We start from the raw sequence: 22,317 nt of genomic DNA, 5'->3' as shown, positions 1-22,317 counted from the left end.
GGGTGAGGAGTGTTACTTTTTTAGCTGCGGTGTGTGCTTATCGATTGATTCACATGAGTAAATAACATAGTTTATCTAGTCATCAATAAGGAAAATGCTGTGGAATGATTTCACAAAAGCATCAAAAGGAATTGCTATGTCTTTCAATAAGCCTATTAATAAAAAAAACTCATTATTTGCTCTTCTGGGCTCGCTTGCGATATTTACATCTTTGTGGACTACGAATGTTCGCGCAGCTAACCAAGAGATCACGGTTGGTGCGTTGCGCTTTACTAGCCATGCTGCAACGTTTGTGGCGGTTGAAAAAGGGTATTTTAAAGAGCAAGGATTAGACGTAAAGCTGAAGTTTTTTCAATCGGCTCAACCAATGGCGGTGGCTGTCGCCTCACGTGATGTTGATTATGCGGTCACTGCGATGTCCGGCGGTTTAATCTCTCTTGCGGATAAAGGGGCAGTAAAAGTCATTGGTGGATCGTTATCAGAAGATCCAAATATTGATGGTCAAAAAATTGTGGTTTCAAATAAAGCATTTGAAGCAGGCTTGACCGACCCGTCTAAACTTGATGGTAAAACTTGGGCGATATCTCAGTCTGGTTCATCCTTTCATTATGTAGGCTCTCAAATTGAGCAAGAAGAGGGCATTGAACTTAAATTTAAACCGCTGCAAAAAGTGGGTTCTATTATTGGTGCTCTTAAAATTGGACAGGTCGATGCTTGGTCGATTGTTCCTCACATCGCCAAACCATTAGCAGATAGTGGTGCTATTCATATCATAGGTAATGTTTCCGATTATCTACCTAATTACCAAGTCACAACAATATTCACTTCTAGTAAAAATGCTTCGGATGAACGCAAACAAACTCAAGCTTTCTTAACGGCTTTGGCTAAAGGTGCTGCGGATTACAATGCGACGATGATTGATAAAACGGCGAGCCAGCAAGAGCAAGATGATATGGTGAAATTGATTCATAAATATATTTATACCGATCGTCCTCTGGAGAAAGCCGCTCCAAGTATTATCAATGGTTCAATGCGCTTAAATGCTGATAATTACTTAAATATGGCTTCTTTACAGAATCAATTAGATTGGTTCCAAAAAGAGAAAATGGTGAAAGCTAATATCAAGCTGAGCGATATTGTTGATAGCAGTTATGTCAAAACGGTAGATGCTTCATCAACAACCCAAGAATAAGGCTAGATTATGAATTTAACCATTGAGAATCTAGGTCACTCGTATGGTGATATGCCGGTATTAAGTGATATCAGCCTTGATATTCCAGCGGGTAAAATTGTGTGTATTGTTGGTCCATCTGGTTGTGGTAAATCAACGTTATTACGAATGATCGGTGGGCTAGAGCAAGCTTCATCAGGACAGGTATTACAAGTGGGCACTCCGCCCAAAGATTGCCTAAATCCTCTGACTTATGTTTTTCAAGATTTTGCCCTACTGCCTTGGCGTACGGTGGAAGGTAATATTAGTGTAGTACTTGAAGATCACAAACTCTCAAAATCACAGATTGAATCGATTATTGTTGATGTATTAGCCCGCACTAATCTCACTGATTTTCGCAAAGCCTTACCTAAACAACTATCAGGTGGGATGAAGCAACGTGTTGCTATTGCTCGCGCTTTAGCGGTTAAGCCTGCCGTGATGTTAATGGATGAACCTTTATCTGCCTTAGATAGCCAAACCCGTGAGTTATTGATGGATGATTTGGTGAGTTTATGGACTAAAGAACCATTTACTGCCGTTTATGTTACGCATAACTTAAATGAGGCAGTACGCTTAGGGCATAAAATTGTGGTGCTGTCGCGTCGTCCGGGATGCATTCATGAGGTTGTTGAAATAGAGACACCATTAAATGAGCGAAAGAGTAGTGATGCTGAGTTAGTCAAAAAACAGTCTTATCTATGGAATTTGATGAGGGATGAAGCGATGGCAGCAGAAGGAGAGTTAATAGATGGATAAGGCTGTAAGACGAGAGGCTTCTCAAGATTCAATATATCGCGAACAATGCTCTCCAGTACCTTTTCGTGGAGCAGGTTTTGCCCCACAAGCGAAACCTTGGGTTGGCGTATTGGTTTTCGTTGTTGTTATTGCTTTACTTGAGGTTGGATCTCGAACTGGATTTTTATCGCCTTTAACGGTCCCTATGCCTTCAAATGTTTGGTACACCTTTGTTGATTTGTACCAAAGTGGCATGTTGTGGCAACAGCTGATCCCATCGCTAACACGACTTGTTGTTGGGGCATCTATTGGTGTCGTCTTAGGTGTCAGTGTGGGCATTATGATTGGGCTTTTTTCTCTGGCAAGAGCAGGCCTGGTTCCTTTAGTTTCAGCAATATTTCCGATTCCTAAAATTGCGTTATTGCCTTTATTTGTGATTTGGTTTGGTATTGATGAAGCTTCTAAGTATGCCCTAATCGCTTTTGGTACCTTTACTCCTACGGTCGTGGCAACTTATGGTGCAGTCGATAATGTGGATCGTTCTTTGATTCGTATGGGACAAAGCTTTTCTATGTCCTGGTTTTCTATTGTCCGTAAAATCGTGCTACCAGGTGCAATGCCAGGAATTTTATCGGGTTTACGTGTCAGTTTGGCGATAGCTATCATTTTGCTAGTAGCCGCTGAAATGCTAGGAGCTGAATATGGCATTGGCGCTTATATTCTAGAAGCTGGATCTTTATATGACCTAGAGCGCTTATTTACTGGCGTTGCGATATTATCGCTACTGGGTGTTTTGATAAGTTTTGTTATTGGCCAGGTTGAAAAGAGAGTATTGAAATGGCGGTAATGTATTTCATTTAATCAAACATCATATCGATAGGTATTAACTCTCTCTTTCCATTGCCAGTGTTACTTTGATACTGAATATGTTGGTTTTGCTGCTGTGGTCTGAGCTTAATTCCCCACAGCGGTTCGATACCATTCACTTGCGTAGCATATCGAATATCCCCAATCAGCAATGGATTATTTTGAACAACCACGAGCCAACCATCACTAAACCAACTAAATCTAGCAATATCTTGAAATTGAATGGAATTGCTCTCGATATCTGAATAGCTTTTGCCAATATCGAGTTTTGCAATGGATTGACCAGGGTAGACGGTCGTTTTACCCAGTAATGAAACTCGAATAGCATTCACGTAATAGCGGTCGTCGGCTTGGTATAGAGTGCGCCAAACAAATAAGTTTCCTATGGTAGGCATGGCTTTTATACGAATGGCGGAATGCAGATTCTGATTGGCTATCTGCTTGGTTGCTTCGAAGGCTCTATGGTGTTGTAGCGCGCCGAAACTGATATAGAGTGCAAAGAAACTCGCCCCTACGACCATCCACTTTTTCGACTGGGTAATACAAGTGACGATGACTGCGATAAGCAAAGGAATGGTGACTAACGGGTCGATAATACCAATAACGTCCCATGCAATTCGTTGATTGGAAAATGGCCAGAGTAGTTGGGTGCCGTAAGTGGTTAAGGCATCAAGTAACCCATGGGTCGCATAACCAATAGTGGCAAACAGAAGGGTTTGTTTAAATGGGATTTTTCGGTAAACGATAGCCCATAACAACAAGGCAATAATTAAACCGCCAAGCGGAATGAAGAACAATGAATGGGTAAATTGACGGTGAAATTCTAGTGCCAATAATGGGTCAGTACTCGATTTTATTAGCACATCTAGATCTGGCGCTAAACCCGCAATACAACCCACTTTCGCAGCATGTCTTCGGTTTTGTTTGTTCGATACTAATAAGGCAGCCGTTGCACCTAGTACGCCTTGAGATATTGGGTCCATATTTCATCCTTCGTCAGTATGCCGCTTAAATCATAGCATCGCTTTTTATATTGAAACATCAAAGTGGTGTTTGAATATATTACAAGTAAATCATTACAGGAATGATTAAGGGCTAGTAAAAAGTTAGTGACAAACTTCACATTTGTCAGGTCTACGTCAAAAATACAACTCTATTTATTTGAAGATTTTCTAAACTGTAAGTTCTAATCTTGATTTTAAAGGGAACTTATGATGAGAAAAACATTCATTTATTCTGGCTTGCTAGGGATCTTGGTTTCTCCTGTCACTTTGGCAAATAACCTTGAACCTCACATGTATATGGGGCTGTTATATTCGTATATGAATGTAGACATTGAAGGTAAAGCTAACAATCAACCATATTCTGATGATTTCGATAATTCGTTAGTTGGACTTTCGGTTGGTTATCAATTCCATAAATTTTTTGCATTAGAAGGACGTGGCTATGGCGGGGTGAGTGATGATGAAGTGTTCGGCTATACAACGAAGATTGAAAATCATTTTAATATTATAGGAAAAGGGATCATTCCTATTGATGAGCAATATTTTAAAATATATGGAATGATCGGTTATGGTTACAGCAAGTTAAAAATTGCCACAGAGTCAGAATCAGATTCAGACATTTTATATGGTGTTGGATTGTCAGTTAGTAATAATAAGCCTATTAGCTTAGATATTGAGTGGATTAGGGCCTATGATGATGACTCAACGACTACAGTGGGTGGAGTCCGATATGATGAAAATCTACAAGGTGATATGTTTAATTTAAACTTAGTATATCACTTTAAATAGATGGACATATTTAGGTGGCGATTTTCGCAGTACCACCTTTATATTTATTAATTTATTTTCCTGCCTTTCGCCGCCAAACTATGAGTTCTATTCTTACTTGCATTGCGATACTTTATCACTCAGTGCTTGCCGTAATAAATATCTTCTTATGTTTCTAACAAATCATGCTCCTGTGATTTTTTCTTGACCACTGATGCTTCTTCTAAATGCTTCACAATGCTGAGGATTTTCTTAGCAAATGTCAGATTCTTCACATTCCCTTCACGCTTGCTGATGCAAGATAGTGTCATTGAAAGGGCGAAAAGCACTTTAACCAGTTTTAGTAAGGGTATTTTGAATGAAAAAATTATTATTAGTATGTGCATTGAGTTTTGCCGCAACAGCAGCGTTGGCGGACAATCATCTTGTAACGGCGGATGGAACGCCAGTGGCCCAGCAAAGCAAAGGTGGCTTTCAAGGCCCAACTAAATCAAAACGCATTATTCGAGATGTGATCAGCGCCTTAAATGCTAGCGACGATACTAAAGTTGAGCTAACTGGTAATTTAACCATGTCTTTAGGTGATGAAGATTACATGTTCCAAGATGCCACTGGTGAAATTTCAGTGGAAATTGATGATGATCTTTGGTTTGGCCGTACAGTGACACCAGATAACACCATCATTATTCGCGGTGAAGTAGAAAAAGATTGGAATAATATCTCGATTGATACTGATTCAATTGAAGTGGTTCAATAAGCTTTTCTTGATGTAACGTAAAGCTTCACTGGTGAGGCTTCATTATACTCTCGCGTTTTTAGATTTATGATCATTAGCAGAGGGTATGATGCAGCTGCATGAGTTAGTTAACACCATAGGCCAAGATTTACAGCGCCGTTATGGCGAAAAAGTGCATAAGCTCACTTTACATGGTGGGTTTAGCTGCCCAAACCGCGATGGCACCATTGGTCGTGGTGGGTGTACCTTCTGCAATGTCTCTTCTTTTGTTGATGAAAATGTTCAAATTCAACCTATCAATGCTTAGCTTACTGACCGTGCTGGTGAGGTTAAGCGTGCCAAAAAATATCTCGCGTATTTCCAAGCCTACACGAATACCTACGCTGAAGTGCAAACCTTAAAAGCTATGTATGAAGAAGCGTTAGAGTCTGCTGATATGGTCGGGTTGTGCGTCGGTACTCGCCCTGATTGTGTGCCGGATGCGGTGCTAGAGCTATTAAGTGGTTATGTTCAGCAAGGTTATGAAATTTGGTTGGAACTTGGGTTGCAAACTGCCAATGATCAAACATTAAAGCGTATTAACCGAGGTCATGATTTTGCTTGTTATGCAGAGATTACCAAGCGTGCTAGAGCATTAGGCATTAAAGTGTGTACGCATCTAATCATTGGTCTGCCGAAAGAAACAAGAGTCGATTATTTTGATACGTTTGAGAAGGTATTGGCAGTAGGTACTGATGGCTTAAAGCTGCATCCGCTACATATTGTGGAAGGCAGCACCATGGCAAAAGCGTGGCAAGCTGGGCGCTTAGAGGCTCCAGAAATGGATGACTATGTTGCGGTGGCGGCGGAGATTATTCGTCGCACTCCTGCGCATATCATTTATCACCGCGTGTCAGCGGCGGCAAGAAGGCCAACCTTGTTATCACCACTGTGGTGTGAAAATCGATGGCTGGCGATGACCGAAATTGGCAGGGCGTTAGATAAGCTCGGCCCACAAGGGAGTTTATGTGGGCAGCCATTTGAGTATCAATTGCCAGAATGCCAAGCTGAAACTCCAATTACTTAGGGTATCGCTAGGTTTCAAACTTTTTAAAACTAGGCTGTTTTTGCGACTGTGATCCGTTTTAATACTTCCTCTTTTGGGCCATCTGCGACCAATTGACCTCTATCAAGTACGATCAGCCTGTCAACTAAATCAAGCATCTCGGCTTTATGAGTAATTAAGATTAAGGTCTCTGAAGGCGAAAGTTTTTTGATTTGTTGCTTAATTAAGCTTTCCGAACGATTATCCATTTGGCTAGTTGGTTCATCTAGGAGTAATACTGGCGGTTTAGTTAACCACGCTCTGGCAATCGTAATCGCTTGTTTTTGACCGCCAGACAGCGCCGCGCCACCTTCTCCTACCTGCTTATCTAATCCTGACTCATCATGCTGAGTGAAGTCAGTCACTCCGGCACGTTCTGCTGCCGTTAACACTTGCTCATCGGTAATGTGGCTGCGGCCTAGGGTGATATTTTCACGAATAGAGCCAAAGAATAACGCGCAGTCTTGGGGTACGCAGCCAATGTTGGTTCTGACATCCGTGTAGTGCAGTTGGTTGATATCTAGGTTATCCAGCTTTACTGAACCATCGGTGGCTTTATACAGCCCCATAATCAAGCGTTGTAAACTGGATTTTCCCGAGCCGATACGACCAATGATCGCGACTTTCTCACCCGGTTCAATGGTGAAATTAATATCTTTTAGCGCGTAGGTTTTGCTGTTTGGGTAGTGAAAACTGACGTTATCAAATTGTATTTTGCCTTGCAGTTGAGGGCGATGAATATAACGTTTACCTTCTTCTTGCTCCATTGGCATATCCATCACTTGCTCGATAATCGTCATTGCTGATTTTGCTTGGTTATAACGAGTCGATAGCATGGAAAGTTGCACTAGCGGGCCAACAGCACGACTACTTAACATGGTCGCGGCGATTAAGCCCCCCATGGTGAGTTGACCATCGGCAATTAAATAAACCCCCGCAATAATCATCGAAACAGACACAAATTGCTGCAAAAACCCTGCGGTGCTTTGTACTGAATCAGTAATACGGCGCGTCTTGATGCCCCAGTTAGACATGTGGGCGACCGATTCTTCCCAGCGGTATTGAAATTGGCTTTGTGCGTTGAACGTTTTAAGCGTTTCCAATTTGTGGAGGCTTTCAATTAAATTGGCGTGTTTTTGTGAAGATAGCTTGGAGCCTTCTTCAATGGAGCGTCTCAGTGGTGCTTGGATTAAGAAACTGTACACCGCCAAAATGATTACTGCCACTAAAGGAACCAGAGCAAGTGGCCCTGCAATCAGATAAATCACAAATAAAAACAGCAGAGCAAACGGCAGATCGATGAGCGCGCCCACGGTTGCAGAGGTTAAAAATTCACGAATCGATTCAAACTCTTGCAAATGACGAGCAAACGCACCGACAGAGGCCGGTTTCGCTTCCATGCGCACACCCACAACGCGATTGAACAGTTTTGATGAGATCAGTAGATCGGATTTTTTCCCTGCAATATCAATGAAATAAGAACGAACTAGTTTTAAAGCTAGATCAAATATAAAGATCAGAAAGACACCGCTAGATAACACCCACAAGGACTCAAAAGCGAGATTTGGCACTATTTTGTCATACACCAAACGAGTAAACAGTGGAGTAGCGATAGCAAAAATATTGATCAAAATAGAAGCAAGTAGCACATCACGATAGATATTTTTTGACTCCCACAATGTACTCCAAAACCAATGGCCTTCACGGGTTTTAAGTACTTCAGGAGAACGTTCATCATAACGAAAGCGCTTTTTGACCAGAAAAAGTTGCCCAGTGTACTGCTGCTGTAATTCTTCAAGGCTGATGGAATGAGCAATGCCTTCTGATTGAGGAAGAACAATTTCGGCTTCGTTGGCTTCACGGTCAATGCTCAGAATCACGCAATTACTGCCATCTTTTAATAGTGCAATAACAGGCAGCAACATAGGTGAGATTTCTAATAAAGGAAGCTGCGCGGCTTTAGCAACTAAACCTGCTTTTTCAGCGGCACGGATAAACAGCGATGGGGTCAACTTGCCATCGGTTAACGGTAGGTCACTGACAATAGACGGCGCTGAATGAGGTTGCCCATAATAGTGGCTGATATAAATCAATGATGATAGTAGAGGATCTTTCATGATTATTCTCTCAGTGCCGTTTGTTGTGCTTTGAGGATCGGCTTTAATAAGTAATCTAAAATTGTGCGTTTGCCGGTGATGATATCGGTTGAAGCTGTCATGCCGGGAATAATCGGTAAATCTTCACCATTGGCATCTTTAAGTTGGCTTTGCTCGGTGCGGATCCTGACTTGGTAAAAACTATTACCTTCTTCATCTTGTATGGTGTCTGCACTGATGGTTTCTAATGTACCTGTCAGTCCACCATAGTTGGTAAAATCATAAGCAGTAAACTTCACAATCGCTTTAAGGCCCGGATATAAAAAGCCGATATCTTGAGGCGCAATTTTGGTTTCGATTAACAAGGTATCTTCTGTCGGGACAATTTCAATCAAATCCATCCCCGGCTGAATGACACCACCAACGGTATTGATATGAATTTTCTGAATGGTGCCTTTAACTGGTGATGTGACAATCGTTCGGCTTACTTTGTCCTCTAAGCCGACCTGTGACTCCGCCATACTTGATAGCTTATTGCTGACATCGCTAAGTTCTTGCTGATTTTTAGCGATAAAGTCTGAGGCGATATTGGTGTATTTGTAAGTCGCTTCTTGAATCTCTGATTCGATAACCGGTAATTTCATGCGTGCTGAAGTGAGTTCTCTTCGGCTGTCATTCATCGAGCGTTGTAGTTGCAAAATTTCAATTTCTGGCACAACCCCTTCGTCGGCTAACGGCTTTGTCATACCGTATTCACGCTGAATGATTTGATAGTTGCTGGCAAGAATGCTGATACGAGTTCGAGTCTCGTTCATTTCCTGCTGCTTCTGTTTAATTTGTTGGCCAGTTACGTTTAATTGATTTTGTAAGTTGGCCATCACATCGCGGTATTCATTCTGTTGTTGAGAAATTAGACGTGGATGTTTTTCTGAAAACTCTTTATCGAAGGAGAGAGGGCCGATTTGCAGCTGAACTTTTTCCTGCCAATTGGCAGCGTCATTACTGATGATGATGCTTTTGATGATTTGACGTAGACGGATACTATCGGCTTTTAAGCTCGCTAGATCTTGGCTTTTCTCACGGTAGTTTGATTGGAAAAGTGTGTCGTCGATAAGTAGTAGCTTTTGACCTTTCTCTACCGATTGCCCCTCTTTAACCAGCATTTCTTTGACGATACCGCCTTCTAAGTTTTGTACTACTTGCATTTGCGAAGAGGGAATCACTTTACCTGATCCAGTCGTGACTTTATCTATTTTTGCAATTGAGACCCAGATGATTGCGAGGATAAAGAAAGTTGCAATGATCCACAGAATAATCCGAGCACTCTTTGGCGTATTGAGCAGCAATGCGGTGGATTTATCATCGACAAAGTCCATATGTTCTTTTGATACTGATGTCGATTTCCGTTTCATAGATAACCCGTTTCATTTGAATAAAGGCTAAATGGCGGCCTTATACTTGATATTCAAGGTGTTAATAATTTGTAATTGAAGTCGAACTTTTAAGGTTTTACTTACAATAAATGTCACTGAATCGGTCTTATTTTCCTATACTATTCTCTATAAAAGTTTATAAAAATAAGTCATTGTGAGTTGTGCTGTGCTTTTATGTATATATTATGTTTCATTAGTGTGTAGGTAAAGTCATTTCATATAAGTTTATCAATTACTTGTAATCATTATCTATTAATTAATGCCGATGTATTTTTATGGTGAATGTGTTGGTTTTTGATGACTTGATGTGTAAATGCAATGTATAGGTATAAGTTAAGAGTAGCGTATTTATTCTTCGATATATCAATGTGATGCCTCAAAATTTTTGTTATGTATTCGTTAGTTAATCTGAAAGTGAGATCTGTAGTATGGATATGGTGAGCTCAAATCAAGCAACAATTGATGTCGTTAGTGGGGAAGTGTTTGTAGGAAACCACTCCAAGCCATTAACTCAGGTAAATGGCGAATATCACCTATCTAATTCTGATGTTATTTGGGCGAACCCGAATGCAAGATATATCGTGAATACGGCTTCGGACTCTCAAGTAGTTGATGTTGATTGTATTTCTTGTGTGACCACCAATGACGCAGGGGCGATTACGATTGTTCAGATAAGCTCAGCGCAAGGGGTCAATATTGATGATTTAAAAAACTCTCAATTAACCCCAGAAGACATCGCAATAATCCGCGCACATATGCCTCCACAAAATGAAGAAGCCATTAATAACCTTGAAGAAGATGAAGAAGCCGATGGTGAAGATGATGAGTCAGAAGAGGCCCAAGCTCAAATACTGACTATTGTTGAAACTGCTCCTGCTGGCTTTGTGGAAGTCGAGTATGATGAAGATGCGGTATTAACCGAAGCGGGTTACGATACCGTGGGTTTCTTTGATGAGGAATTATCACAAGATAGTGCCGATAGTGGCATTCCTATCGTGAAAGCGCCTGGCGGTATTAGCGCATCGATTTCTTTAACTGAGGCCGATTTACAGCCTTTAGGGTACAGCAATAATCTTGGTTACCCTGTTATTACGCAGCAATCTATTTTAGTCGAATCACGTACACTGGCACTGCAAGCAGATACCTTTACCTTCCAGACTCAATCTCTAGCGACGTTATTACAAGAATTAAATACTGAACTGACCTCTGCTGGCCAACCGCTTTCTTTTGTATTTGATGAAGAGACCAATTCGATTATTGGTCAATTAGATGGTGAGACCTACCTTACGATTCAATTAACAGCCTCGTCACCGGATGGGCGTGATGTTCAAATTGATATTGAAGTTAATTTAGCCAAACCGTTAGATCATCTGCCAAGTGCCAATTCAACCGGTTTGGTGACTAATGTGGATGATCAAATATCTATTAACTTAGAAATCCAAGGTCAAGACATTGGTGGTAATGAACTGAATTCGCCAATTTTAGTTGATGTAAATATTAATGATGGGGTGCTTCCACAGTTTGCTAAAGACCCTGGCGTGCTTATTGATGAAGACAGTGATTTAGAAATTACAAAATATGGGCAGGTCAGTGTAGATGTTGGCTCGGATGAAATTTACGCTACTCATATTAATGCTGAACAGCCACTTTTAGATGGTGCGACTAGTCAAAGTTTCCCTACTTATTATGTAGTCGATGGTCAAACCTTAACCGTTTATAACTATTTTGATGAAGTTGTATTTATATTAGAGGTCAATAATGATGGCTCTTATAGTGCAACACTATATAGGCCTTTTGATCAGGGTTCTACTAATCAATCTGTCGCTGGTATTGAGATTACGACAATGGATAGTGATGGTGATACCGCTCCAGGGACGGTTCTTATCACGGTCGATGATGGTGATGTTCCAACCGGTGGTCAAAGTGGGGAAGTATCGATAGTTGAGCCTGATACCCAACCAGATGAGTACCCACTTACTGGTATTGTGAGAGTTCCCGTTGGTGCAGGTACCGATAGATTAGAAGCTAACACGATTCATTTTGATACCACTCAAGTGAATACACTTATTTCTGAATTAAGTGCAGAACTGACGACTGCTAATGGTGAGCCAATCATTTTTGATTTTAAAAATGGTGATGCCACAGTCATTGAAGGCCGAGATGCTATTGGTAATCTTGTCTTGTCGATAGATATTAATGGCACTGTAGCTTTTAAAGGTACATTAGTTACTGTGACCGTTACACAGTATCAGCCTCTTGATCATCTGGAGACTGGAAATAGCTCGGGTTTGGTGACTGTAGATGGCGAGCAGATCAAAATTAATACCTCGATCCAAATAGAAGAATCGGATGGCTCATTATTAAGTTCACCTGTTGAAGTAGAGGTGACTATTTCAGATGGTGATGCTCCGCAATTAAGTGTTGGTGATTTAGCTGAATTTACTGAAACCTCAGCGGGTGGCTATGCTGAAGGTTCGGTCACTTTAGATGCTGGCTCTGATGCCATTGACCGATTTGAATTTAAGGCTGATCAGCCTACCTTAGAAGGTTTAATGACCAACGGTGTCGCAACCGAATATCTGGTCACCGGTAATGAAATCATTGTTTATACCCCAGGTAACCAAGCAAGTCCGATCTTAACCATCACCATTCAAAATGATGGCACTTTTGAAGTGACGCAAACCGCACCTCTAGAGCAAGCTAATAACCCTGACGATACGATTCATCTGCAATTAGATGTGACTGCGTTCGATAAAGATGGTGACCAAAGTAATTTAGGCCAAGCCAATATTGATATTATTGATGGACAAGATCCAATTGGCACCGGTACGACAGTTGATATTACCGAAGGGGATTTGTCACCTGTAGCGGGTTATCCTGCGGAAGGTTCAGATACTTTCACAATCAACCAAGTAACCGATAAATTAATTGTATCGACTTTTGTAATTGAAGAAACGGTAGTTGATACGCTGCAAACAGAACTTGAAGCATTAACTTCGAATGGTAGTGAGCTAATTATCACTATTTCGAGAAATGATGCCACCGATGTAATTACTATAAGTGCCACTTCGGTCGATTCAGGTCAGGAAGTGCTATCGATTACACTTACTCCAACTGAGATGCTAAATGGTAATATTGATGTCGACATTTCGGTTACTCAGAACCATCCGTTAGATCATGTCGATACCTCCGGCGATTATGTCAGTATTGTTGATGATGTTTTAAACATTACCATTCCTGTGCAAATTGAAGATGCGGATGGTGACGTCTTAGTCGATGGAAATGGTGACCCAGCGCCTGTTGATGTCGTGGTGACTATTAATGACGGTCAAGATCCGGTATTTAATATTACATCTCAAGCAACAGAACTCTCGGAAGGTGAAGCTGGAAGTACGGGCGTTATTTCAGATGGATTAAACCTTGAGCTAGATACCAACAGTGATGAAATTGAAGCCATCACATTTAACCTTACTGACGCTCAAGAACAGGCCTTGTTTGATATTACCTCCAACGGTAAAGATACTCGAGTTGATCAATCCGTAGATGGAAGGATTTTAGTCTTTGTGCCTGCTGAGTTTGGCGGAGAAGATGTGCCAGTCTTAGAAATTATTTTTGATAATGATGCAAAAGACGGCAGTTATACTATTCAACAATATCAACCGATTGATCAACCTGAAAATTCAGAAGACCCAGAAGATGAGGGCTCTTTAAGTTTTGATTTAAATGTTATTGCCACCGATATGGATGGTGATACTGCTGGGTCCTCGATTACACTGACGATTAATGATGGTGTGAACCCTAGCGCCTCTGATGTCACTGGTGATGGAAGCATTACCGTTAGTGAGGGTGATCTGAATGATAACGGTCAAAGCCTGATATACCCGGGTAACCCAAAAGGGACGGGAGCCTTCACCATTGCAGCAAGTAATGATGATCTTGATCCAACATCACTCACCATTGATGATTATGCCTCTTTTAAATCAAGCATAGATGGTTTGAATTTAACTTCAAACGGTCGTGTCGTGAAGGTTGATAATACCTTAGTTGTGAATGATGAAGGGGTCATTACCGTTACCGGAACTACAGAAGATGGTGACGTGATCTTCATTTTGACCTTTACTCCAACACTAAATGCCGATGGTAGTGTGACGGTTGTAATGTCGCTAGATCAAAAACAACCACTCGACCATGTTGATGCAGATTCAATCATCTTTGAAGTGCCAATTCAAATCACCGATACCGATGGCGATAAGTTAGTTGGTAGTGATGGTTCAACCGAGACGCCAATTGATATTAGTGTCTCATTTACCGATGGTGAAGCTCCAATATTAACCAATACCAGCATAGATATTACCGAAGCGGATGTCGGTATAGCTGATCCTCAAATTTATACTGGCCAAGTTCCGATCGATATTGGTAGTGATACTATCGCGTCAATGCAGTTTGTTTCAGATGGACAAAAAGGCTCTGCTACAGGTTTACTTTCTAACAATCAGCCCGTTCTGGCCGATAATACGGAATCTGGTGTTGTTCGTTATTATTATCTTGGTGGTGAGTCAGGCACTGACGAAATCGAAGTGCTAGTGATCACCTTAGTTGAAGTTGATGGTGTGTATGATGGTTCATATCAAGTCGAACAATATGAACCGTTAGAGCAAAGCAATGACGACGATGATATTGCAAGCATTACGTTGGATGTATTTGCCACCGATAAAGATGGTGACCCAAGTAACAATTCCACAATTACGATTAATATTGCTGACGGTACCGATCCTCAATTTGTAGAAGACATGTCTAATATTGTTTTACAAGAAACAGATGGTAAGAGCACTATAAGCGACGACAGTGGAAATATAGTGGTCAATGCTGGTTCAGATAATGTTGAGTCTATTTTATTTGATACAGAGCAGTTAGATGGAAGTAATTTACCCGATCAAATTTTAACATCGAATGGAGAGCCTACTTATTGGGTCATTTCTGCTGACGGAAAATCAGCAACATTGTTTGATAGTGAATATCCGCAAGAAGAAAATCGATTAATTGAAGTAGTTATTACCGATACAGTAGCAGGTAAATATGAGGTTACGGTATACGGCCCAATTGACCAGGCGGATAGCGAGTTAACTCAAATTGAATTGGGTTTAATTGCCACTGATACCGATGGTGATACAGCAGATGGTTCGCTGGTGTTCTCCGTTGAAGATGGCGCTAATGCTACTGGTGGTCAAACCGGGACAATTGAGATTACAGAAGGTGATTTATCACCAATGGATCCTGATGTTCCAAACACTGAAGGGTATCCTGTCAGTGGAGAAGTTACTGGAATCAATGTTCCTGCTGGAATTGAGAAACTAGACCCTGCCACTGTCCAGATAAAACCTTCCGATCTTGACCTGCTTATCACCGAGCTACAGGCTGATTTAACTTCTGGTGGGCAGCCAATTGTATTCACGTTTGATCCAACTACCGCCACTTTGGTGGGGAGAGTGAACGGTGTTGATGCTCTCACTATTGTATTGAGTGCAGAGGATGATGGGAGTGGCGGTGTCAACATTGGTGTTAGCATGACTCAGCACCTCCCTCTGGATCATTCTCATGATGTTGATGAGGGCCCGGCTCAAACCGTTTCAGCTAGTGACTCAGGCTGGGTAACCGTAAATGATACTGAAATTCATATTAACTTACCGGTACAAGTACAAGATACAGATGGTGATTATCTTGATAATGCCGTTAATGTTGACTTGAGCATTACCGATGGTATCGACCCTTCATTTACTACCGACTCAGGTGTGTCTGTTGATGAATCAGCAATTGATGCTGGTGGGGAAAATCATCAAGGTTCCAATCCAGACAGTGATTCAGAGACAGCATCAGGACAGATTGATATTGCACTCGGTAGTGATGAAATTGAGAGTTTTGGTATCGATCCAAGCTTATTTAGTCAATTGAACCCGGACTTAACCTCACTAGGTCAAGATGTCACCTTAAGAGAAAACTCTGACGGCACATTTAGTGGTGTCGCAGGTGAAGGCAGTGAAAATGAGAGAGAAGTCTTTATTGTGACTTTCTCTCCTGATGGGACATATACGTTCACAATCACAGGTGCTCTCGACCATGAGGAGCCTGATGAATTAGATCTGACCGTTGGAACGCAATTAGATATTCAGCTCCCTATCTACGCTGTCGATAAAGATGGCGATCGAGTACCAAATACCAGTGATATTAATGATTACGATGCATCGAATACCATTACCGTTACGGTTAATGATGATGTACCAGATATTAAAGATATCGCTGTTTCTATAACAGAAGGCTCTGGTGGTTCCGCCTTTATGACTCAAGCGGCGGAAGGGGCGGATGATATTGCCGAAATTTATCTTACCTTTATTACTACGATTGATGAAAATGGCAATGATATCGGAGAACCTCAAGAAGTAGAGCACGAAGCACCATTTACTAATATTCCTATTTATGATGAATCGGTTGCGGATGGCGGAACTGGTCAGCTATTAGGTACATTGACGGTCGATGAAGATGGCAAACTGACTTTTGTCGCAGATGAAAATTTAGACAATGAAAATGAAGATTTGGCTGTTGATGTTGACGTTCGGGTAGTCGATAGCGATCAAGATGAAGATTCGTCCGTGATTTCTTTAGAGCTACGAGACCAAGACCCAATCTTTATTTTCCCTAATACCACTAACGGTCAGGAAGAAGATGGTCAAACGTTAGATGGTTTTGATAATACCGAAGGCACTCCGCATTTAACTGATGGTATTGAAATTTCATTAGAAATTGATTTAGGTGACGTTGATAAAAACGAGACGTTAGTTGCCGACTCCTTAACAATTACAGTGCCGGCTGGTACCGAAGGTGCTTTCTATTATGATGGGATGGCTCTACCCATTACTGATGGGAAAGTGACGATTCCAAGTGGTGCAATTTCTACCGTAGATAATATTGTTTCCATTTCAGGTATGACCTTTGTGCCGAATAAAGATTATTCAACAGATGGTATTACCTTTACTGTTGATGCCATCATTTCTCGAGACGGCCTTGATGATCAAGCTATCACAGGTGAGCTCACCATCTCTGTTGATGGTATTGCTGATATCCCTGTCTGGAATGAAGCAACGGTCACCGAATATATCGGAACGGAAGATAATGCGATTGCTATTGATGGTTTATTGGCCGATTTGAACGATGAAGATGACTCTGAAAGCCTATATTACATTGTACAGATTGCAGAAGGGTCTTCAGGCACGCTCAAAGGTACAGGTCTAGAACAAATTACCCTTGAAGATGGTTCCACGGCTTATCGTATTTTGGCTAACAATGTTGACTCGCTAGCCGTGACTCCTGATAAAGATTTCAGTGGTGATATCCATATCAATGCCTGGGCGCAAAGTGAAGAACAAGGCTCTTATGTTGATGGTAAGCAAACTGCTGATTCTGTGCAAAAAGAAATTATTGTGCGTGTTCAGCCCGATGCCGATGAAGACTTAACTCTACAAGTGACTCGAGTTGAATCTGATGAAGACGTAGCCATTAACCTAGCTGATCATATTACTTTAAACCATCCTTCCGATGCTGCCGACGGTTCTGAAACCTTATACGTACGTATCAGTGACCTTCCGACAGGCGCTCAATTATTACTAAATGGTGAAGCCGTTTCATTGGAAGCCGATGGAAGCTACGAAATTTTATATAGTGAATTAGCACAATTAGAATTCCTACCTGCCCCTGAAAGTAGTGGTGATTTCACTCTAACCGTTGAAGGAATCGTGAGAGATACCACAACCTTTGAAGGTACGACGATTGCAACCGATAATGATGAATATATCACCACTAGCAAAGATATCAGTATTTCAGTCGCTGGTGTGGCGGATGAACCGATTATTAGTATTAATGATGGGAGTGGCTGGACACCAATTAATCTCAACCCTGATGATCAAACCAGCGATGGGGTTGAAATTACCATTCCAGAAGATGGTGTCGCGACGTTTGATTTTGACATCATTTCAGGTGAAAGCATTGATGCCTTAGATGGTGATGACTCAGAAACACTTTCAGTGATAATTTCGGGTATTCCGGAAGGCTTAATCGTTATGAGTAACGGTGAAGCGCTTGAGTTAACTTATGTTGGTCAGGATGAAAATGGTCAACCTATTTATCAAATAGAACTGGATAGTCTGAATAATATTCAAGTAGAGCCGCCATTAAATAGCACCGAAGATATCGAGTTAACTGCCTCTATAGTTGTGACTGAAGCCGATGGCGATAGTGCTGTTTATGAAAAAGACATTGTTATCCATGTGGAGCCAGTCATTGATTTAGGCGACACCTACACATCGGAATCTAATGGATTCGAAGACCAGTTAGTGACTTTAAATTGGAAGCCAACGTTCCCTGATCCACAAGAGTATGTAACGTCATTCACGCTTATTCTCCCTGATGGAGCCGACACTGATGGCTACTCGATTTATATCGTTGAAGCTGGTGGCGCTCAAACTCAATTATTCTTTGATTCAGAAGGTTCATTGAATTTAGATGCTTATCTGGATCAATTAGATAATGGCGCTGAATTAAAAATTTCTATGCCACAGAATTCAGATAAAGATTTTGAGCTCACTACCAACATTACTGTTCAGCAAGATGATGCTGATGAAACAGACCCAGAAGCACCTGCAATTAAAGAGGATATAGTCGGGACATTGGTTGTCGATGTAGAAGCTGTGGTGGAAGATGTGGGTGAAAATGATCCATATACATCAGAAATTGGAGCCGGGAAAATCGTTATCAGTAGCGGTGAGGATAATGATAATGACGGGATCATTGATGACCTAGGCACAGTCTCATGTGATGAAAATGGTATCGTCGATTTAAGTAATGGCCCTGACGGTATCGGGTTAGTGATGTTTGCGGAAAATGACTTTTCTAGTAATGAAATCCTAACCAAATATATCCTTGATTTTTCAGATATTAGCCTACCTGAAGGCCAAGGGTTTGTGGTGTTTGGGGCTTTAAATAATGGTGATGGTAGCTGGACTGTACTTAATATTCACCAGGTTCAAATTCAAGCACCTCCCGGCTTTACCGATACCGTTGACATAAAAGTGGTCGCAAAAGTCAAAGATGAAAGTGATGATGGAGATGAGAGTGTCAGTACTCAAGTTGAAGGCTCGATTTCGATAGACTTCTCTGCTAATACCAATGATTCACCCGATCTTGCCGCAGAAATCAATGTGGAAGATACCGTTGTAACGGGGTCTGAAGATCAAGGTATTAACCTAGGTTCTCAGATAGTCAATAATAACGCTGTTTCTGTATCTACTGATGATCAAAATGGTGATGGAGAAAGCGAAATACCTAATGATGTGCTGACGGTGGTTATTGATGGTAACCAGTTACCAGCTGGCGCAACAATTACTGGGGCTGAGTTTGATAATGAAACTGGCCAATATGTCTATGAAGCTACTTTGAACCCTGATGGTACGGTGAACTTAAGTGGCCTTGGTTTGGTTCCACCTGCAGATTATGCAGGGGACTTTCAATTCGAGATTAAATACGTCAGTACTGATACCGAAAGTGGTGATGTAGAAGAAGCGACTCAAACTATTACCGTGAATGTTTCTCCTGTTGCTGATACTGGGGTAAGCCTAGATATCGGTGTGGTTGAGAGCCAAGGTCTGGATGAAAATAAACAACCGATCAGTGAATCTAGTGAAACGGAAACTACTTATCAAGATATTGCTTATGAAGATGCCACTATCATTTTAGATTTCTCTAGTGTGAGCTTTGGTGATACGAGAAATACGGAAGAGGAAGGGCTAGAAACGGTTGTATCAATGACAATCCAAGTTGATCCATCAATGGGCTACTTAATTGATGCAGAAGGAAATTTAGTCAGTGAGTTAACTCTTTCCCCTGAAGATTTATCCAGTGTGCAATTTGTTCCAGCAGAAGATTTTAGTGGTCAAGTTGACTTCACCGTTAGTGGTGTCATTACTGATACCGCGACCTTTGATCTCGATGGTGATAGAACGGAAAGCGATACTAGAACCACCGATGAAGCGACCGTGAGCATTGATATTGTCGCGGTGAATGATGATGTGTTAGTGGAATCGAGTACGGGGGGCGATATTATCCAAGGGTACGAAGATACTCCGGGAGGTATTTCTCTTGCTGCAGGATCTGTCACCTTACAAGATATCGATGGGTCAGAAGAGATTGTTTCCATTATCTTAACGGGGATTCCAGAAGGATTTGTTGTTAATGGTGCTGTCAACAATGGTGATGGTACCTGGACAATTACTGATGCCACGGGTAAGCAAGAGTATAGTCTTGATAACTTAACGCTTGTGCCACCCAAAAATTTCAGCGGGACAATTGAAGTCGGTTTCGTTATTTATACCAAAGAAGCCTCTTTGGATGAAATCGTTGCGATTGAAAAAAGTATCGTAGTGGAAATATTGCCGGTTGCCGATGAAATTGATACTCAAGTTGTGACATCAGCATCAGGTACCGAAAATGGCGACATCGTATTAGAGCTGGGTATTTCAACGGTGGATAATACAAACTCCTACGATTCTTCGAGTGAAGGTGCGGGTAAAAGTTCAGCCATTATTGTTGAAAATGGCCCAGAAAACATCCAAATTATTATTAGTAATGTTCCGGTTGGAATGGGCGCAAGTTTTTCATTTCCAGATGGAGTGACGGGTACGATTAACGATAATGGCGATGGAACTTGGACAATTATTACCGAATCTGGAGAGTTAGATAGTCTAATTTTCAATCCCGGTGATGCTAATAGTAATAACTGGGATGGTTTGCTCGAACTTGATATTCGCGCGGTGGATAATGGTGTCGTAGCTGAAGATCCATTAAGTGAACAAGCAACGATCACTGTTAATGTTACGCCAGTTAATGATACGCCTGAAAATACCGTACCAACAGAAATAACAGGTGCGATTGCGGGGCAATCAATATTAATTGAAGGGCTTGCTATTTCTGATGTAGATGCGCCAGAAGGCGGTCAGATGACGGTAACCTTGGCGACAAATAACGCTTTATTATCGGTTCCTGATGAATATTCTGGCAGTGTCACGATTGATGGGAATGGTTCTAAGGACCTTGTTCTTACCGGCTCATTAGAGGCAATTAATGAGTTATTAAGCGGTGGTATTGACTATCTACCTGAAACAGAAGGTAATGCCACGATCACTATGACCACCAGTGATAATGGCAATTCGGGAACTGGCGGTGAATTAACCGATTCTGATGATATCAGCGTCTCCGTTGCTCCTGCGGCGGCCGTGATGGCAAGCTTTGCTAGTTCACGAATGGTGATGCCAAATGTCTCCTCAACTGCCGCGCAATTAGCCTTGATTCCACTACTAGGTTTGTTAAGTGAACATGTTCAAGCCTTTGAAGCGGAATTTATCAAAATTAATAACCTAGACTCAGGAAAAGTCGTTGATGTATCAGGCCAAGCGTTGGGTGAGCAACAAGATGACGGCTCCTGGATCATTGCTTCGCAAGATTTAAGTAATGCTTATCTATCAGACTTAGAGGAAGGGCAACATAACTTAACCGTAGAAGCGGCTTCTCAAGATACTGAAAATGATGAGTTGATTTCAGAATCTCCGTCAATTGCTGTGAATGTCACCATTGAGCCAGACGGGCAAGATGTACTGCAAGCTAACAATGCAATTGAACACTCGGTGGTGGTCGGTGATGATAGCGATGAAACGCTAATCGGCACCGAAGGCCATGACACATTAATCGGCGGCTTAGGTAATGACATTCTAGTGGGAGCAGGTGGCTCCGATATTCTTATCGGGGGTGCAGGTAACGATGAACTATGGGGTGGAGAGCGTAATGGTACCGGTGATGGCGCAGCAGATACTTTCGTGTGGCGCTCACAAGATATTGGTACTCAAACCACACCAAGTGTCGATGTCATCAAAGACTTTGAGTTAAGCCTAGATAAGCTAGATGTTCGTGATTTATTCTCGAATAATGATGCATCGAGAGCCCAAATGGAACAAATTCTTGAGGGCATTACCGCTTCAGAAAAAGAAGGAAAAATTAACTTAACCGTCAATAGTGATAAAGGCGGCGAGCAAGTGATAGTACTGGACAATGTCAGTACCCAAAGTCTTGGCCTTGAGAATGGGGCGAGTTCCAGTGACATTGTGTCAAGTTTGTATGCTCAACATAATGCCTTTATGAGTGAGCATAATAGTTAATCATTAAGATCAAGCGATACCTCATTGAAGTTACCTTCTTTGGGGTATTTTTTACTTTTAATGAACAGTAATGGTGCAAGAATCAAAATAATATTTGCTAGTTAATTAGATTTTTAATTTAAAACAACCA

9 protein-coding genes and 1 pseudogene are annotated in these 22,317 nt (G+C 41.5%); 7 read left to right on the top strand and 3 right to left on the bottom strand.

The annotated features are described in order from the left end of the window. The first annotated feature begins 136 nt into the window (after positions 1–136). The 3 genes from L3V25_RS00770 to L3V25_RS00760 are packed head-to-tail and all read left to right on the top strand — an operon-like array spanning position 137 to position 2,795. Complete coding sequence (locus L3V25_RS00770) at positions 137–1,192, top strand: ABC transporter substrate-binding protein (protein WP_237293613.1); 1,056 nt, start codon at positions 137–139, stop codon at positions 1,190–1,192. A gap of 9 nt (positions 1,193–1,201) precedes the next feature. Continuing rightward, the gene (locus L3V25_RS00765) at positions 1,202–1,969 is read left to right on the top strand and encodes an ABC transporter ATP-binding protein (protein WP_237293612.1); all 768 of its coding nucleotides are present in this window, start codon (positions 1,202–1,204) and stop codon (positions 1,967–1,969) included. After that, on the top strand, positions 1,962–2,795 hold the full coding sequence (locus L3V25_RS00760; RefSeq protein WP_237293611.1) for an ABC transporter permease: 834 nt from the start codon (positions 1,962–1,964) through the stop codon (positions 2,793–2,795). The genes L3V25_RS00765 and L3V25_RS00760 overlap by 8 nt, the downstream gene beginning before the upstream one ends. A gap of 10 nt (positions 2,796–2,805) precedes the next feature. On the opposite strand, the gene L3V25_RS00755 is transcribed toward L3V25_RS00760, so the two are convergent. Then, positions 2,806–3,798 (bottom strand): metal-dependent hydrolase, encoded by a 993-nt coding sequence (locus L3V25_RS00755; RefSeq protein WP_237293610.1) that lies wholly within the window; start codon positions 3,796–3,798, stop codon positions 2,806–2,808. Between the two features lie 228 nt (positions 3,799–4,026). On the opposite strand from L3V25_RS00755, the gene L3V25_RS00750 reads away from it, so the two are divergent. From L3V25_RS00750 to L3V25_RS00740, 3 genes and pseudogenes are all read left to right on the top strand, one after another. Further along, on the top strand, positions 4,027–4,608 hold the full coding sequence (locus tag L3V25_RS00750; protein WP_237293609.1) for an outer membrane beta-barrel protein: 582 nt from the start codon (positions 4,027–4,029) through the stop codon (positions 4,606–4,608). 337 nt (positions 4,609–4,945) lie between these two features. Further along, entirely contained in the window at positions 4,946–5,344 is a 399-nt protein-coding gene (locus L3V25_RS00745) for a NirD/YgiW/YdeI family stress tolerance protein (RefSeq protein ID WP_237293608.1), read from the top strand. Positions 5,345–5,432: 88 nt separating this feature from the next. Continuing rightward, positions 5,433–6,389 (top strand): annotated as a pseudogene (locus tag L3V25_RS00740) (TIGR01212 family radical SAM protein). A gap of 29 nt (positions 6,390–6,418) precedes the next feature. Here the strand turns inward: L3V25_RS00740 and L3V25_RS00735 are convergent. Next, complete coding sequence (locus L3V25_RS00735) at positions 6,419–8,524, bottom strand: type I secretion system permease/ATPase (protein ID WP_237293607.1); 2,106 nt, start codon at positions 8,522–8,524, stop codon at positions 6,419–6,421. A 2-nt stretch (positions 8,525–8,526) separates the two neighbouring features. Then, positions 8,527–9,915: an HlyD family type I secretion periplasmic adaptor subunit gene (locus L3V25_RS00730; protein WP_237293606.1), complete on the bottom strand. Its 1,389-nt coding sequence runs from the start codon at positions 9,913–9,915 to the stop codon at positions 8,527–8,529. Positions 9,916–10,370: 455 nt separating this feature from the next. Here L3V25_RS00730 and L3V25_RS00725 point away from each other — a divergent pair, with 455 nt between their 5' ends. Further along, entirely contained in the window at positions 10,371–22,187 is an 11,817-nt protein-coding gene (locus L3V25_RS00725) for a type I secretion C-terminal target domain-containing protein (RefSeq protein ID WP_237293605.1), read from the top strand. The last annotated feature ends 130 nt before the right edge of the window (positions 22,188–22,317 follow it).

The sequence above is a fragment of the Vibrio sp. CK2-1 genome (assembly GCF_021726515.1).
Classification (GTDB): Bacteria; Pseudomonadota; Gammaproteobacteria; order Enterobacterales; family Vibrionaceae; genus Vibrio.
Note: the sequence above shows the minus strand (reverse complement) of the source record. Positions and strands in the feature narration are given on the sequence as shown.